The organism is bacterium (genome assembly GCA_020444065.1).
Lineage (GTDB): Bacteria > Sumerlaeota > Sumerlaeia > SLMS01 > JAHLLQ01 > JAHLLQ01.
Genome location: JAHLLQ010000012.1, coordinates 24,735 through 40,702, shown reverse-complemented (window position 1 = coordinate 40,702; position 15,968 = coordinate 24,735). Strand labels below are relative to the sequence as shown.

Below are 15,968 nucleotides of genomic sequence, written 5' to 3'. Positions count from 1 at the left end.
TGCTGCCGGGGGACCTGGGGCAGGGCAAGAGCGGAATTCCCTACCCCAACCACCCCACACCCAGGCCCGGGCCATCGGGAGTATTCAGCAGACCTTCGCCATTCAGTACGTTTGGTCCGGCCGGGTTGTTCGAGATCAGCCACTCCGAATCCAGGTCGAAGGAATCGGCGGCTCCGGCCAGGTGTGAAGCTGCGGCAATTCCGATCGAAGACTCGATCATGCAGCCTAACATCACCTGCCAGCCAACGGTCTGGGCGAACGCCATCATGCGGCGCGCCTCCCACAATCCGCCGCACTTCATCAGCTTGATATTGATGCCATCGACCAGGCCAAGAAGCCGTGGGAGGGACGACGCATCCTGAACATCTTCGTCGGCGACGATCGGCAGGGGAGACTCGCGCTTCAGAATCGCCAACTCCTCCAGGTTCCCGATCGCCAGGGGCTGCTCGATGAACTCAATTCCCAGATCCACTGCCACGGGAAGCATCTCGCGCGCGTCGGCGAGACTCCAACCGGCATTCGCGTCGATGCGGATGATCTTGTCCGGAGCAGCCTCGCGAACGGCGCGCAACGTCGCCCCGTCGATTGCAGCGTCCCTTCCCAGCTTCACCTTCAGCGCGGGGAATGGGGCAGCTTCGAGGGTCTTTTTCACCATCTTGTCGTCCGAATCCAACGAGATCGTGAATGTCGAACTTACATTCCTTGCAGGCGGCAGGCCGAAGTAGCGATGCAGCGGCATTGCAAGCTGGTGCCCGATGCGATCGTGCAAGGCGATATCGAAGGCGGCTCGTGCGCTGGAGTGATTCGGGGCGATCTCGCGGGCGCGCTGCATGTGCTCGGAGAGATCGAAGAGGTTCTCTTCCGTCACGGGCTCGGCCATCTGCTGGACGAGACGCACTCCTTCCTCTGCTTTTTCACCGTGGTACCGGACCGGCGAACCTTCGCCGATTCCGCCTCCCTCCAACTCCACGAAGAAGACCGGCATTTCCGAGGTCGTGCCGCGCGAGATTCCGAAGGGATGGTGCAGTTGCAGGAGATCGACCCAAGCCTCAGTCTTCATTCCATACCCTCTTTGTCGAATCCGTCTGCCGGATTTGGAGAGTTCTGCCAGGCCAACGGGTTCGCTGTCGAACGGAGGACAAACCACGCAGGCTGCAGTGTCTGTTGTTCCGCCATCGGTGCGTCATCCGGTGCTGCGCTTCAAGGAAGTTCGATTCTGCCAAGTTCCGTGAGTGCGTCAATCCGTCAGATTTCGGACCCATTTGCCACCCCGATACCGCCACACAAAAAGACATGCCTTTGCCACGCTCTCGAGTCCGATGCCGATAAATGCGCCCAACATCCCCCCGTGCAGGAACACACCGAAGAACCACGCCAACGGAACGCCCACAAGCCAGAAACTCGAGAACGAGATCACGCTGACGCGAAGAGCATCGCCCCCGGCTCTCAGCGTCGACGAGAAGATGATGATCAGCCCTTCGAATGGGATGATGGCGCCGAATAGCATCGTCAGCCAGATCGCCATTCGACTCACTTCCGGATCGACATCGTAGATTCCGACATACGGCTTTGCGATCAGAATGAAGAGGATGGCCATGAGCGCCGAGATGGCCAGCGCCAGGTTCACCGCCCGCCCGACAGCCGCTTGAAAGCGCTTCGGACGAACCGCGCCGATCTCGCGCCCGACGATGACCGAAACACCTTGGGAAAGTGCACTCATCGGGATGAAGCCGATCGATCGCACTGCCATGTAGATGAAGTACGCCGCCAGCGCTTGGGGACCGATCCTGGAGACGACCTTGATATAGGCCAGCATCGCGAATTGCCAGACGGCCATGTCTCCGGCGATCGGCATCGCCAGTTTCATCACGCTCGTGGCGGTGCGAAGCGACACTTCCTTCAAGTGAGTGAGAGCGAATCGATAGCCGGAGTAGGGCTTTCGCATGAAGAAAGCAACCGTCAGCCCGAATGCCACGGTATGCGAGAAGAACGTCGACCATGCCGCCCCGACGTAGCCGAGTTCCGGGAACGGGCCGACGCCGAAGATCAGCAGCCAGTTGCCTAATGTGTTCAGGCAGATCGCGACCACGGTTGTGTACATCGGAGTGCGGGTATCGCCGAGAGCCTTCATGATTCCGGTGATCACAAACATCAGCAGGATCATCGGGAGTGTCAGCGTCACGATCGACAAGTAGCTCGCGCCCACCTCGGCGATCTGCTCGCTGTCGGCAAGTTGCAGACAAATCGGGCGGGCCAGGAAGACAATAGCTCCAGCAAGCGCAGAGCTGACGAGCGCAGCCATCCAAAGCGAAGTGCCCGTCAATCGCGCAACGCCACCGAGGTTCTTCGCACCGCGGTATTGAGCTGTCAGAATCGACGTGCCGGCGGCCGCGGAACCACCGACCATCATCAGGAGGAAGTTCACCTGGTTGCCGACGCCGACGCCGCTGATGACGTCTTCCCCCAGTTGGCCCACCATGACGCGGTCGATCAGCCCCAGCAGCGTGTAGCAAAGGGACTGAAGGAAGACGGGGAACGACAGCCCAAGGAGTTCCCGACTCAGGCGACCGGATATCATGCGACGGCCCGTTCGATGGATTCTATTCGTTGTTTCTCGACTCATTCCGTGTCCTCGCCTCCCGCGAGGTGACAAACAAGAAACGCCCCGAAGCCAAACCGGCTCCGGGGCGGAAACAACACAGGCGCGAGCCCGAGATTCTTACTCGGTGCTCTCGGCCCCTTCCGGCGCATTGGCCTGCGGCGCCTCGGGGGCGGCGGGCTGTTGCTCGGCGAGGGCTGCGTGGTCCAGCGTGGCCTTCTGAGAAACCGACGCCTCGGCGGCCAGCTTGGCGGCCGAAACGCGGCGCTCGGTCAGACGCGCCTTCCGTCCACGGCGTGCGCGCAGGTAGTACAGCTTGGCGCGACGTGTTTCACCGCGACGGATGACCTCGATGCGCTCGATGCGCGGGCTGTGCAACTGGAAGATGCGCTCCATGCCGACGTTGAACGACATGCGGCGCACGGTGAACGTCTCCCGCAGGCCGGAGCCCTTGATCGAGATCACCAGGCCTTCGAAGGGCTGCACGCGCTCCTTGTTTCCTTCCACGATGCGTACGTGAACGCGCACCGTGTCACCGGGCCGGAAATACGGCCGATCGGTCTTCAAGTACGAGGCTTCGACTTCGCGAATAAGCGGATGCATGACGACTACTCCTCAAAACGAGTCCCATTTGGACTCTCTCTGATTTGGGCGAAGCGGCCTCTCTGGGGTGGGGAGGCATACACCTGACAATTTGAGTCTATTGAAGTTGCGGCTCATTTGCTCAAGTCCGCAAGCTGCCCGAACCGCCCACCGCGGTCCGCAACAGCGCGGGGATCAAACCCAATTCAGCCCCGCGAGGCAATGGAAAAATCATTCGTATCAGGCGATTTATGCCCAGTTTCGAGAGGAAGGGAGGGAATCGAGAGATCCGCTCGTCCGAGCGTTGTTTACAGATGTTTTTATTGCGCCGGAATCCGCACCGTGCAATCCACTGTACAGGCGGGTGGGAAACGGAAGAGAACCCGCCGGGGAGGTGTTTCTTGGGAACCAGCAGACGAACAGACTTACTCGCAAGATCGGCATTCCTGATCTGCCTGATGCTTTTCTCGGCAGTGGCAGCGGCCCAGACGACTGAATCATTCCCCGAGGAGATCTCGATCGAGTTGCCTGGCGGCGTTCCAATGGAGTTCGTTCGAGTCTCCGATGGGGGGGGAGCTTACGGGATCGCGTACTTCGCGAAGCACTCCGTCACGCGCGAGCAGTGGCTCTCGCTCATGAGCAGTCGGCCATGGGAGGATCTTGAGGAACCCTACGCCGCGACCGGTGCGGTGAACCTGACCCTTGGACAGTGCATCGAGTTCCAGGAACTCCTGGAGACCTATCTGGAGGAGGCCCAGCAATGGTCTGTTGAAGTCCAGCGGCCTCCGAATGAGTTGGTCGATGTGATCTGTGAAGAGGGAGAACTTGATCGCGTCGAAGAGTTGTACGACAAGACAATGGATTGGTCCGAAGAGATTCCAACCTACATGGAATACGTCGCACCGTTCACTTACGTCTGGATTGCAAGGATTCATGCCAGAGACGGCTGCAGTTTCGCTGGACAGAAGACCTGGCATGTTGCCGCACCGACTGAGAGTCTCGCGTACCAGCTTGCCACCACCTCCTATCAGGCTGCCAATGTCGGGTTGAGAATCTTCCTCGTTCCTTTGCAGGAATACCCTGGACCGGTCACGGTCTCGGCCTACCGGAATTACGAATTCACGGACAATCGGGAAGGGTGGCAACCCTTCAATCTCCCCCCATTCTCAGCTCCGACATTCCATTCGACGACGGGATCGCCGGGCACGCTGGAGATGACTTCGAAGACGAACGATTCGGAAGCCGGGTGCTGGCAGTCGCTCGCAATCCTGCCCAGGCAGAGCGACTTGATTGCCCCGACCTACGCTGTGGCGGTGACCTACAGGATTCTGACCGATGAGACCGATCCGACTCGCGTTCCGGAAGTGCGCGTCCGTGTCGGCGCCGACAACAGCCAGCAGGGCGATCTTCTCTCCGTCATGTCGTATGCCGATGCCGCATATTCGCCCACGCCGGAAGGTCGCGAGTACACGCTGTTCCTCAAGATGCCCTCGACGAGTCCGATCTTCCGAGCACAGTTCGATCTCCTGAATTTCGACCCGAGCGATTCGCCTTGGGCCACTGTGAAACTCGATCGAGCCGTGATCAGGCCGATGACCGGCATCGCCTATGACCAGGTGCGACTGGAGCGCAGCTACGACTTCTCCGGCGGCACGGACGGTTGGGAGTACTACGCGCTTCCGGACTCATTTGAAGAGCCCCTCTCCAGCTATGATGAGGCTGAGGACAGGCTTGCTCTTACCGTGGCAGAAACACCAGGTTTCCAGTTCGGTTTCTGGTCGTCCACGACTGATACGGCGAACAATGTCTACATCGAAGAGAACCGCCTCTACTACGGCGTCTTCACGATCGGGTCGGATATTGAGGATCCCGACCAGGTTCCGACGTTCCGGCTTCGATTCAACGAGGATCACTTCCGTGCGTGTCACATCACCGTGATTGCCTCTACTGGGACCGCTGAGAATAGCCCAACCAGCGAGGGATCGCGTCAGTACACGGTCTTCCTCAGTCCCGGGATCGGAGTCGGCGGCTACCTGCTCTCCTCCTTCGATATCCTGGCCGACCCCAGCTTCGAGAACCTGGCCGTCGGAGGATCGGTCTATCTCGAACGCCTGGACATCTATTCGGTGCCCTATCCGGCTCCATGAAGCGCGCAGGGGAGATCGAGCCTCTGACATGGCATCTACAGTTGTTTCTCTTGCCACCGTCCTTACAGTGTGGCATGAAATTACCAGTTGTCGTGGATGAGCAAGGGAAGAGGAGGATTCTCACGCTCTCCATTGCAGCCAGTCGGTTTGAGAAGTCTTTGATATGAATAGTCGAGGGAGAGGAATAACATGAGAAGTCGTTCCATTTCAAGCACGTGTCATTCGTGGGGCCGATTTGCGGCCTTCATTCTTGCCATTGGGCTGCTGTCAGTTCCCACCGTCTTGACGGCTCAAACGAAGGCAGGGGAGGAAGTCAGCGTGATGCTTCCCGGCGATATTCCGCTGCAACTCATCCGCATTCCAGCTGGAACATTTACGATGGGTGCCCCGGAGGGGGAACTGGGCGCTGAGGCGGATGAGCAGCCCGCTCATCAGGTCACGCTGTCGCAATATTACATTGGGAAGTACGAAATCACAAAAGCCCAATGGGAGGCGATCATGGGCACGGAGCCATGGAGTGGCTCCGCCTATGATCTGGACTATCCCAACACGCCGGCGATCAATATTACCTTCCAGAATGCAAACGTCTTCATCGGAGCTCTGAATGCCCACGCCGATTCGACAGGCCAGGGACATCTGGCCTTTAGATTGCCGACCGAGGCTGAATGGGAGCGTGCATGCCGTGCCATGGAAACTGAGAGATACTACTGGGGCAACGATTCTGGGAATGAGCGGGTGAGAGACTATGCCTGCTACAACGGCGATAAGGTAATTGGGGGCGACCTTGTTGGCGTCCGGCTCCCGAATGCCTACGGCGTGTACGACATGGCAGGAAACGTCGAAGAGTGGTGTTCCGATTGGTATGACTACGACTACTATTCGAATCCCGATACCGTGAACCCGACTGGCCCAGCAACGGGCGACCTCATCGTCGTCCGTGGCGGCAGTTGGGGGGATTCCTCAGACATGTGCCGCAGTGCGAGTCGAAGGGGAGCCGCAGCCTCCACCAACTTCAGCGACTTGGGCTTCCGGGTTGTCGCTGATGTTTCCGCACTCACGCCGCATCCTGATCCAGATCCTTATGTCGACTACGATTTCGTGGACCACGACGCCTGGACAGCCCATGTGTTTGGCAACCTCGGCGACGCGCAGTTCAATGAAGCCACCGGATACCCCGGCACATTGGACATTTCTTCGACCGACGGTGATTACCAGGCCGGAATCTGGCAATCTCCTGTGTTTATTCTTCAGGAGGAGACTTCACGCCATGGGGACGCGTTCCGCGCGTTCGATGCCCGCACGGTTTATAAAGCCGACTTTCGCATCATGAGCAATCTCACAACCCCGAGTCTGGTACCCCAGATTCGTATGCGTGCAACCGCGGAGGAGAGTCTCAACACGACTCTTCTTACCATCGAGTCGAATGGAGACTCGGCGTACTCTCCGACTCCCACCGGACATGACTATTCGCTGCTCTTTCAGCCCGCGGAGCCAAACACGCTCTTCCGCTTGCAGTTCGATCTCGTGAACAACAATCCGCTGGATGCTTCGGTCGCGACGATCATGTTGGACAGCACATCGGTCACGGCCGTTCCCGAGGAACAGTGGGCAGATCCCCGAACGGAGCGCGTCTACGATTTCGAAAGCGATGTGAATGGCTGGATCACCGCGGAGTACGCCGAGTTGTTTGCCGTTCCCGAATTTGCGTACGATGCGACGAATGGTCGACTGGGACTCTCCGCACAACCTGCGGAAGGATACATGTTTGGATTCTGGGGATCGAGTCTGGACCCGGCTAACAATGTGACGATTGAACCCGGCCGGCTCTACTTCGCGGAATTCACCGTCAGCACTGACATCGAGAACACAAAGCTGCTTCCGACATTCCGCCTGCGGCTCAATGAATCGCAATTCCGGACGGGCCAACTGCTCAACCTTCCACCTTCCGGACTGACTCCGGACGTGCCGTCTATCGGCAACCCCAAGACGTACCGAGTCTTCTTCCCGTCGTACATGGGTGAGGGCGGCAATCTTTATTGCTCGTTCGACCTGTTGGCGATTCCGCAAGCTCAGTATGTCGATTTCGATGGGTCCGTATTCTTGGATCGTGTTGAGGTGCGCTCGGTTCCGATTCCCGAGCAGACCAGGACGGTCATGCTGCCGGGCGATGTCCCTCTGGAACTGATTCGCCTGCCGGCAGGGTCATTCATGATGGGCGCCTATCCGGATGAGGATGAGGCGTTCAGCGACGAGTATCCCCGTCATCAGGTTCGTTTCAGCCGCGACGTCTACATGGGGCGCTATGAAGTGACGAAGGCGCAGTGGGAGGCGCTCATCGGTACGCAGCCGTGGTCGCAGGCGGCATACATCTCCTGGGATCCGAATAGCCCTGCGGTCGTAATCAATCTCGATTCCGCCAAGTACTTCGCAGAGCAACTGACGACATACGTTCGAGCAAACGACAGCCAATTCTCGCTGGCGCGTCTGCCAACCGAGGCGGAGTGGGAATACGCGTGCCGCGCGGGTTCAATTGCACGCTACCCCTGGGGCAACGATCCCGATTACTCTGAGATCGATGACTTTGCGTGGCACTACTACAATCGGTTGGACTACGCCGAGGTGGGTGGTAGGAAGTTGCCAAACGCCTGGGGATTCTACGACATGATCGGGAATGCCTGGGAATGGTGCGGCGGTTGGTACGGCTCGCGATACTACGATGTCATGCCGGAGGTCGACCCTCCCGGATCGATCAAGGCCCCAAGCAGTGGGCTCGCAGCAGTCTGCAAAGGTGGAAGTTGGACACATCTGCCGCCCAATATGCGTTCTGCCACGAGAGGCGTTGTTAACGTGTACAGCGCGAATCCCTCGAACGGGTTCCGGATTGTTCTCGTTCCGTAGATTGCGGCGTCATTCGGCAGGATGAATTGACTCGGCCCGAGCCTTCAGTGGCTCGGGCCGTTCGCCGTCGGTCCAAACAGGGCAAGAAACGATGTTGGACTTGCGTCCGGGCATTTGGCGGACAAAACAGTAGAGTCTCCGCCGCGACAACGGCGGACAGCGGTATCCAGCCTGCCGCCCCGCCCCCGGCTGGAGGAGTCGACGGGCGAGTTTTAGACTAGAACAAGGGTAAACATGGACATCAAGAAACTATTCCAGGCCGCCGTCCAGAACAACGCGTCCGATATTCACATCATGGAGGGCGTCCAGCCCTACTTCCGTATCCGCGGCGATCTGAAGAGAGTGGAGACTCCGGCCCTGTCGCACACCGACATGAGAGGCGTTCTCAAGGAGGTTATGCCGGACAACTTGCGGCACGATCTGGAAGAGTTCCGCGGTGTTGACTGTTCGTATCAGTTGGAGAACCTCGCCCGCTTCCGCGTGGTCGTTTACTACCAGGATGCGAAGCTCTGCGCGACGCTGCGTCACATCCCGGTCAAGATTCCCTCCATCGACGATCTTTCGATGCCGGAGACGCTGAAGAAGATTGCCTTGATGCACCGCGGAATGGTTTTGGTCACGGGGATTACGGGTTCCGGCAAGTCGACGACTCTAGCGGCGCTCATCAACGAACTCAACTCGATGGAGGCCCGCCGAGTCATTACGGTCGAGGACCCGATCGAGTATCGCTATACGAACAAGAAGTGCGTGATCAGCCAACGCGAACTTGGCCAGGACGTCGGGGATTTCAACACCGCACTTCGCCAGGCTCTGCGTGCCGACCCGGACGTCATCATGGTTGGCGAGATGCGCGACACGGAGACCATTCGTATCGCCATCAAGGCCGCCGAGACTGGGCACTTGCTCTTCTCCACGCTGCACACGACTGGCGCTGTCCACTCGATTCAGCGAATCATCGGTACGTTCCCCCAGAGCGAACACAAGCTTCTTCGTGAGCAGATCGCTATGAACCTCAAGTCCGTCGTCACGCAACGTCTTCTCAAGACTGCCGATGGGAGGGGACGTTGTGCAGCGCAGGAGATCCTCGTCATCACCGGCGTCGGTTCAAAGCTCATTCTCGACGAGCGCGAATCCGATTTGCCCGGAGTCATGGGTACTCGCGAAGAGGGCATGCAGACCATGGACCAGGGCATCGCCGATCTCATCCGAGAGAAGCGCGTGACGCTTGAGGAAGGGACGAGGTACTGCAACGACTTCTACGCTCTGAAACGATTCATCGCCGGCATTTCGTCCTCCGGCGACCGCGGCGGCATTCTGGGCTGATGGATCGCGTTACTGTCCCGATCGAGGTCCTGCCCTCCGCGGCGGGCATCGAGTTGCCGGAGTTCCAGACCGAGGGGTCGGCTGGTGCCGACGTCCGCGCTGCTGTTGACGAGTCGGTCGTCCTGGAACCTGGCAAGATGGCGATGGTGCCGACCGGATTGAAGGTTTCAATTCCGCGTGGGTATGAAGTACAGGTCAGACCGCGGAGCGGCCTGGCGGCGAAGCACGGCGTGACATTGGTGAATGCGCCTGGGACGATCGATTCCGATTACCGCGGAGAGATCAAGATCATCATGATCAACCTGGGGCCGGATGCCTTCACGGTCTGTCGTGGCGACCGAATCGCCCAACTTGTTCTGGCGCGCGTCGATCGCATCGAGTGGAAGGTCGTGGAAAGCGTTGACGAGACGCCTCGCGGCGAGGGGGGCTTTGGGCACACAGGAGTCTAGGATTGCCAATGGCAGCACAGAAGACCTCATCGCCAGGGAAGAAGTCGAAGTGGCCGCGGAGAATCTTACTCGCCGCGGCCGTTTTGCTAATCGTCCTATGCTGCCTTGTTGAAATCATCCTTCCCGGCATGGCGAGAAAGCGACTCGAGGGGGCGCTGCAGGAGAAATTCGGCGATAGTGCACGGATTCACGGCATCGAATTAAATCCCCTATCCGGGGAGATTGTCCTGAATGGCCTGGTCATCTCGAATCCCCATCAATTCACCGAACCGCATATTCTCGCGATACGGAGCATCACATTCGATGGACGGATCCTGTCCATTCTTGGAAATGATGTAGTCATCGATGAGATTAAGGTCGAGGAGCCGGAGATCTTTCTTGAGCGGCTGCCGGACGGCCGGCGCAATGCTGTAGAGGTCTTGCCGCAACTGTTTGATGAAGATGAAGAAGTAACAGACCAACCTGACGAAGCGGCGCCAGAGGAAGAGAAGAAGCCAGAGCCGAGGCCCAAGGAACGGCACCGCAGGGTCACCATCCATCGGATTTCTATCGAAGAGGCGACCTTTCGCGCATCGGATGGCAAGAGCCGGAAGTACGGCGGATCGATCGAACTCGCCTGGGATGACGTTCGGATTGATAGCATCACACTTCAGGATGGCAGGCCAGCAGGGGAGAAGCCTGTCCGCATTCGAATCGACAATCTGAAACTGCGCGGTCCCGAGGGCTTCTTCCGCGAGCCACGGATCCTGTGGGTCGACAAGATCGACGCTCAATTCGATGCGGCTTCCTTGGCGAACGATCGGATCCGGTTTCCTTCCATTCGCATTCAGCAACCCATCATCGAGCAAGGCGTCGATTCCTTCGGCAAAGACAACAAGGGGCGCATACGCCGCATCGCGAAAGCGATGTTTCCCAAGGACGACGACGAGGAGAACGAAGAAACCCAAGAGGAACTCGCCGAAGCACCGCGTGATTCAGAAGGAGAAGCAGAGGCTGTCACTTCGGCAGAAGACCAGCCACCCTCTCCTGCAGATGAACAGGAAGGGACGAATTGGGAGATCGACGAGCTTGAACTCGCGATGGGATACTGGCGCAAGAGCTGGTGGACGCCCGATGGATGGCAGGATCATTGGTTGGATGACGTCACGCTCTCACTACATGGTCTTGGGTCCACCGGAGAAGATCGCCCCTTTGGACTGGAACTGTCCGCCATCGCGAACGACCAGCGCGGCCGCATTGAAGCGACTGCGACAGGACGCCCCCTTGCACCTCCGGGACAGAGAACGCTGCAGTGGGGCCTGTCGATCGATGATATGCTGATCACACCGCTGCAGGTGGACTACGACATTGAGGATGAGGAACAACCCGAGCCGCCTCGGCTTGAGAACGCACGCGCGTTCGCCACCTCGGAGGGTTCCGTGGCCAACGAGCAGGTCGACGTCGAGATCAATCTCCGATTCGATGAGCTGAAGTTCCGTCCGCACGAACGATCGCTCTGGAATCGCCTGACCTCCATCGGGGAAGAGAGTGATGGGTCTTCATGGTGGTCGGGCACCATCGAGCGCCTCCGTCTGCCAGGAGAGGATCGCACCGTGGACATCGATGTGGTGTATACCAAGGCGATCGAGGGGCCAAAGATGGCACGGGCTTTCGACGGCATCTGGACAGAACTGATGAACGAGGCGAATCGCCAGAGTGTCCGCCTTGCACGAGGCGAAGTTCTGGAGTAGTTGCCGCCAACCTCTCTTTTCAACAACTTCCAAACGAAGTAATCAGCACTTTCTGCGTCTTGCTAAGATCGCGGGCAACCTTTGGACTGTTTTATGCTGGACATTCAGCAACGGTCATTGAGATATTCACATCTTCCAGTTGATCCGTTGAAGAAGGAGAGCTCCCGTGACTGCTGATTCCAACCGTTCCCCCTCCCCCGTCTTCCAGGCCGGTGCCATTCCATTTCGTCGAAATACGAACGGCGAAATTGAAGTTCTATTGGTCACCAATTCCAGCGGCGGGCTTTGGATTTTCCCCAAGGGTCATATCGATTCCGGCCGTTCCCACATCGATCAGGCTGCGCTCGAAGCCTACGAGGAGGCCGGCATCGTCGGAACAGTGCTGGATCCTCCGATTGGAACCTTCCAGTACGCGAAGAACTCGCGCGATTACGAGGTCGAAGTCTACTTGATGTTTGTGCGAGAGACTCTCGATCGCTGGCCAGAGCGGGCTAACCGTCGCCGCGTCTGGGTGTCACTCGACCGTGCGGCAGAAATGCACTCTCGCGAAGATGCCCAGGAGGTCTTCGAACTGGGCCTTCGACACATCCGCAGTTGGCACCGATTGCGTTCCCCGCGCTCCCAGATGAGCCAGTACGCTTCCTGACTTTTCTCCCTGTCCATCGGGAGGAAAACCATTGCGGGTGATGCCCTCTCGGAAACAATGTGTCCGCAGCGAACTCATGCGGAAGGGCATGGATCCATGGTCGAAATGGAACTGCGAGAACTCCAGATCAGTCACGTGACGCCGCACCAGATCGTGATCCTGGAGGAAAAGGCGGGGGAGCGAACCTTCCCCATTTTCATTGGCTACTTCGAGGCAGAAGCGGCCGACCAGGCCGTTCGTGGACGCAAGCATCCGCGGCCCCTGACGCACGATCTTGTTCTGAACGTCGTCGAGGGCATGGGCGCGAGCCTCGAAGGCGTCCTCGTCGATCAGCTTGCCAACGATACATTCTACGGCAAGCTCCTGTTGCGGACGAAAGATGGCAAGCACGTGAAGATCGACTCGCGGCCCTCCGATGCGATCGTTCTCGCGGTGAAATCCAAGGTCCCCATTTACGTCAACGAAGATGTCCTCGAGCAGGTCAGCGGGGAAGATGAAGAGTGAAGGCGTGACCTCCGCCTCATCCAACACCGAATCCCAGCATGGCTTTCTTGCCGGCCAAGGTCTCTTGGCCGGCTGTATTTCTTTCATCCTTCTGACGATTCTGGCCTTCTCCGTGACGCTGGTTCCGATTCGCGCGGACAACGACGTCTGGTGGCACGTCAAGTCAGGCAAGTACATCGCGGAAAACGGCCTGCCCGAGCACGATGTCTTCTCCTACACGGCGGCCGAGTATCCCTGGCACAATCACGAATGGCTGACCCAGGTTGCCATGTGGCACATCTGGAGCATCGGCGATTCGTCACGTCTTGGTGGCTGGCGAGCTGTCATCCTGGCGAAAGCGATAACCCTCTGGCTCACCTATATTCTGATTCTGATTCTTGCGCAGCGCATCTCGAAGGACTGGTGGATTGCGCTGATTGTTGCAGCGCTTGCGTTGGCTGTTGGCCGAAGGAGCTTTTATCCGCGTCCTCCCGTGGTCAGTGACTTCCTGCTCGCTGGGATGATTCTGCTTCTGACCGGCGTGAACGAGAAGTGGTGGTCGCCACGCTGGTTGATCGCGCTTCCATTTGTTGTCGGTTTGTGGACGAATCTCCATGGCGCTTGGATGGCAGGAGTCGTGATTCTGGCCGCTTATGTTGGCCAGGATGTCTTCCTGTACTTCCGAGATCGCTTTGCACCGAAATTCGAGTTCTTCGAGGACACGCCTGGGCGTCTAAAGGCCCGCTGGTGGATCGCCCTGTTCGGAGCATGTCTGCTGGCGACGTTGTTCAACCCATTCGGGATCGAACTCTACAAGCTGCCCGCCCGGGTCATGTCAGAGCCCGCGCTGACCCGTGGAATTGGCGAACTGCGCTCGCCGGACTTCTACTTCGCGTGGATTAGCGAATTCACCCTCCTCGGTCTCATCTTTCTGCTCGCTGTCGTTCGCGGCTATCGGCCGCGGCTCGCGGAGATCGGCATTCTGCTGTTCTTCGCGCACCAGGGAATCCAGCACGTGCGGCACCTTGTTCTGTTCGGCCTGGCGATGACGCCGATCCTGGCGCGTGTGCTTGCTGGGCTCCGCCTGGAACTGCACGAGTGGCTCGTCGAGAAACGTCAATACTCCGGCCTGCTGTTTCTCGGCATGGGAGTTCTGATTGTCGCCGTTACGCTTCGGAATCCACCCGAGGGACAATCGTATCCTGAACGCAATCTCGATTACCTTCGCACGGAGGAAGGCTACAAGCGCGGCGCGTATCCATCGGATGTGGTGGACTTCATTGAGCTCGTTGGTTTTGACGGCCGGATGTTCAACGAGAACTACTACGCCGGTTACTTGATCTGGCGTCTTGCTCCAGAAGAGCACCTGGTCTTCAGCGATTCGCGATTCGACATCTTCGGCGGCGATATTCTTCGCGACGAGAATATCATCTCGGGAGGCGTCGAGTTCACACCGGACAACGAATCCTGGCGCTCGCGTCTCGATTACTGGGACGTCAATTGGATCATCACGAAAGGCCACACGGGTCTGGCCACGGAAGCGTCGGCTCCCGATTCCGGCTGGGCGCTCGTAGCACACTGGCCGGAGCTCAGCAGTGGAACCATGCGCAGTGGCTGGCAGATCTGGGTGCGCGACAACAGCAAGAACGCAGATTTGATCGAGCGCGCTCGCCGGATGTTCAGTCGCCAGTACGGTCGGAGCATCACCGATGGATGACGGGCAGAAGCGGATCGATTGGCGTCCGTGGGCTGCCCTCGCGGTTGTTCTGTCCATCTACATTTTCACGCAGGTCATTCCCACCCTCCGCCACAGCAATCAGAACGACTTCAAACACATCTACATCGGCGCGCTTCTCCTAAGCGAAGGACAAGACCCGTACGATGCGCGACTCGTCCAGGAGACCGCCGGAATTCTCACATCCGAGGACGCGCGGTTTCGCACGATCCTGCCATACGTTTACCTTCCCTTCACGGGTATCGTGCTCTGGCCGCTTTCAAAGCTCACATTCGCCAACGCGGCCGTAACCTGGGAGATGATCAATCATCTGCTATTGGCTGCCGGGCTCTTCCTGGCTGCGGCGGCAGCAGGGTGGAAATGGACCTGGCAGAGTGTGGCATTGCTCGGACTGGCGGTCGTATTAAATTGGACAATCTTCCGTCAAAACAGCGCCGGGCAATTGAACATGGTCCTCTTCTTCGGCATGGCACTGCTCTTCTTCGGTCTCGTCCGCGGATGGCACCCGGCGGCGACAGGCGGGATTGCAGCCTTCCTGATGCTCTTCAAGATCACGCCGGGGATTTTTCTGATCTGGTTCCTGCTTTCTCGCCGCCGGCGCGAGGCCGCCTTCATGGTGGCCTGGGCGATTGCCTTGACTATCCTGACTGTTCTGGTCGCGGGGCTGAAGGTTCACCTGAACTTCCTCCCCATCCTGGCAGACATGGGATTCGGCAAATCCACCTGGTCGGAATTCGGCCAGACGTTTTGGCGAGATCCCTTCAATCAATCCCTGAACGCGTTTTTTCATCACATATTCGCTTCGTGGGATGGAAGTCCCGTATGGGTAAATGCAGGACCCCGCATTGCCAACGCAGCGACGTGGATCGTGGCTCTTTGCCTGCTTGGCGTGTTCGCGTGGAGGACTTGGATCGCATCCGATCGCCAGGACTCTTCTGTGGATCCCGCATCCTTCGGGCTGGCCGTTCTCACTGGCCTACTCGCGCCAAGTATTCTCTGGGATCACTACTTGGTCCAGGCTCTGATCCCGGCGATTCTGCTGTGGAATTCGAATGGCAAGATTCCAGTCAAGTGGGCTCGAATTGCTGTTATCGCAGTAGTTACGATCTATTGCTTCAACTACAATTTCGGATCTGGGGGGCTCGGATCTTTCCTGCTTGGGTTGCAGAAGCCAATCATTACTCTCAATCCCTGGGGCGGTGCAGGATACCTTCTGATGAGCCTGAAACTTTGGCCGACACTTGTCTTATTTGCCCTTTGCGCGATCCAAATTCAGCCGGCTTGTGGCAATCGCGAATCAGCATCCAAAATCGACAAAGACGTGACCGGGAATCCTTGACTCCTGCGCTTATATTGGCAAGTCTTGGTATCCGATG

Annotated in this window: 12 protein-coding genes; 9 read left to right on the top strand and 3 right to left on the bottom strand. The window is 58.3% G+C overall.

What is annotated here, in order from left to right:
• Nucleotides 1-40 precede the first annotated feature (40 nt).
• The 3 genes from KQI84_19265 to rplS form a co-directional block, all read right to left on the bottom strand.
• Nucleotides 41-1,060: a dipeptide epimerase gene (locus tag KQI84_19265; GenBank protein MCB2157024.1), complete on the bottom strand. Its 1,020-nt coding sequence runs from the start codon at nt 1,058-1,060 to the stop codon at nt 41-43.
• A gap of 177 nt (nt 1,061-1,237) precedes the next feature.
• The gene (locus KQI84_19260; protein ID MCB2157023.1) at nt 1,238-2,623 is read right to left on the bottom strand and encodes an MATE family efflux transporter; all 1,386 of its coding nucleotides are present in this window, start codon (nt 2,621-2,623) and stop codon (nt 1,238-1,240) included.
• 96 nt (nt 2,624-2,719) lie between these two features.
• Complete coding sequence (gene rplS / locus KQI84_19255) at nt 2,720-3,202, bottom strand: 50S ribosomal protein L19 (protein ID MCB2157022.1); 483 nt, start codon at nt 3,200-3,202, stop codon at nt 2,720-2,722.
• Nucleotides 3,203-3,582: 380 nt separating this feature from the next.
• On the opposite strand from rplS, the gene KQI84_19250 reads away from it, so the two are divergent.
• From KQI84_19250 to KQI84_19210, 9 genes are all read left to right on the top strand, one after another.
• Nucleotides 3,583-5,328 (top strand): hypothetical protein, encoded by a 1,746-nt coding sequence (locus KQI84_19250; GenBank protein MCB2157021.1) that lies wholly within the window; start codon nt 3,583-3,585, stop codon nt 5,326-5,328.
• A 189-nt stretch (nt 5,329-5,517) separates the two neighbouring features.
• Nucleotides 5,518-8,226, top strand: coding sequence for a formylglycine-generating enzyme family protein (locus tag KQI84_19245; GenBank protein ID MCB2157020.1), 2,709 nt, complete (start codon nt 5,518-5,520; stop codon nt 8,224-8,226).
• A gap of 234 nt (nt 8,227-8,460) precedes the next feature.
• On the top strand, nt 8,461-9,549 hold the full coding sequence (locus tag KQI84_19240; protein MCB2157019.1) for a PilT/PilU family type 4a pilus ATPase: 1,089 nt from the start codon (nt 8,461-8,463) through the stop codon (nt 9,547-9,549).
• Complete coding sequence (dut, locus tag KQI84_19235) at nt 9,549-9,998, top strand: dUTP diphosphatase (GenBank protein MCB2157018.1); 450 nt, start codon at nt 9,549-9,551, stop codon at nt 9,996-9,998. The genes KQI84_19240 and dut overlap by 1 nt, the downstream gene beginning before the upstream one ends.
• An 8-nt stretch (nt 9,999-10,006) precedes the next feature.
• On the top strand, nt 10,007-11,728 hold the full coding sequence (locus tag KQI84_19230) for a hypothetical protein (GenBank protein MCB2157017.1): 1,722 nt from the start codon (nt 10,007-10,009) through the stop codon (nt 11,726-11,728).
• A 166-nt stretch (nt 11,729-11,894) separates the two neighbouring features.
• Nucleotides 11,895-12,374: an NUDIX hydrolase gene (locus KQI84_19225; GenBank protein ID MCB2157016.1), complete on the top strand. Its 480-nt coding sequence runs from the start codon at nt 11,895-11,897 to the stop codon at nt 12,372-12,374.
• A 105-nt stretch (nt 12,375-12,479) separates the two neighbouring features.
• Complete coding sequence (locus KQI84_19220; GenBank protein MCB2157015.1) at nt 12,480-12,878, top strand: bifunctional nuclease family protein; 399 nt, start codon at nt 12,480-12,482, stop codon at nt 12,876-12,878.
• Nucleotides 12,879-12,882: 4 nt separating this feature from the next.
• Nucleotides 12,883-14,574 (top strand): hypothetical protein, encoded by a 1,692-nt coding sequence (locus KQI84_19215; GenBank protein MCB2157014.1) that lies wholly within the window; start codon nt 12,883-12,885, stop codon nt 14,572-14,574.
• Nucleotides 14,567-15,931: a DUF2029 domain-containing protein gene (locus tag KQI84_19210; protein ID MCB2157013.1), complete on the top strand. Its 1,365-nt coding sequence runs from the start codon at nt 14,567-14,569 to the stop codon at nt 15,929-15,931. Before KQI84_19215 ends, KQI84_19210 begins: the two co-directional genes overlap by 8 nt.
• The last annotated feature ends 37 nt before the right edge of the window (nt 15,932-15,968 follow it).

What these genes read in the sequence shown, in the direction of transcription:
- KQI84_19240 (MCB2157019.1), top strand. Translation starts at nt 8,461, where the DNA reads ATGGACATCAAGAAACTATTCCAGGCCGCCGTCCAGAACAACGCGTCC.
- rplS (MCB2157022.1), bottom strand. Translation starts at nt 3,202, where the DNA reads ATGCATCCGCTTATTCGCGAAGTCGAAGCCTCGTACTTGAAGACCGAT.
- KQI84_19245 (MCB2157020.1), top strand. Translation starts at nt 5,518, where the DNA reads ATGAGAAGTCGTTCCATTTCAAGCACGTGTCATTCGTGGGGCCGATTT.
- KQI84_19265 (MCB2157024.1), bottom strand. Translation starts at nt 1,060, where the DNA reads ATGAAGACTGAGGCTTGGGTCGATCTCCTGCAACTGCACCATCCCTTC.
- dut (MCB2157018.1), top strand. Translation starts at nt 9,549, where the DNA reads ATGGATCGCGTTACTGTCCCGATCGAGGTCCTGCCCTCCGCGGCGGGC.
- KQI84_19210 (MCB2157013.1), top strand. Translation starts at nt 14,567, where the DNA reads ATGGATGACGGGCAGAAGCGGATCGATTGGCGTCCGTGGGCTGCCCTC.
- KQI84_19230 (MCB2157017.1), top strand. Translation starts at nt 10,007, where the DNA reads ATGGCAGCACAGAAGACCTCATCGCCAGGGAAGAAGTCGAAGTGGCCG.
- KQI84_19260 (MCB2157023.1), bottom strand. Translation starts at nt 2,623, where the DNA reads ATGAGTCGAGAAACAACGAATAGAATCCATCGAACGGGCCGTCGCATG.
- KQI84_19220 (MCB2157015.1), top strand. Translation starts at nt 12,480, where the DNA reads ATGGAACTGCGAGAACTCCAGATCAGTCACGTGACGCCGCACCAGATC.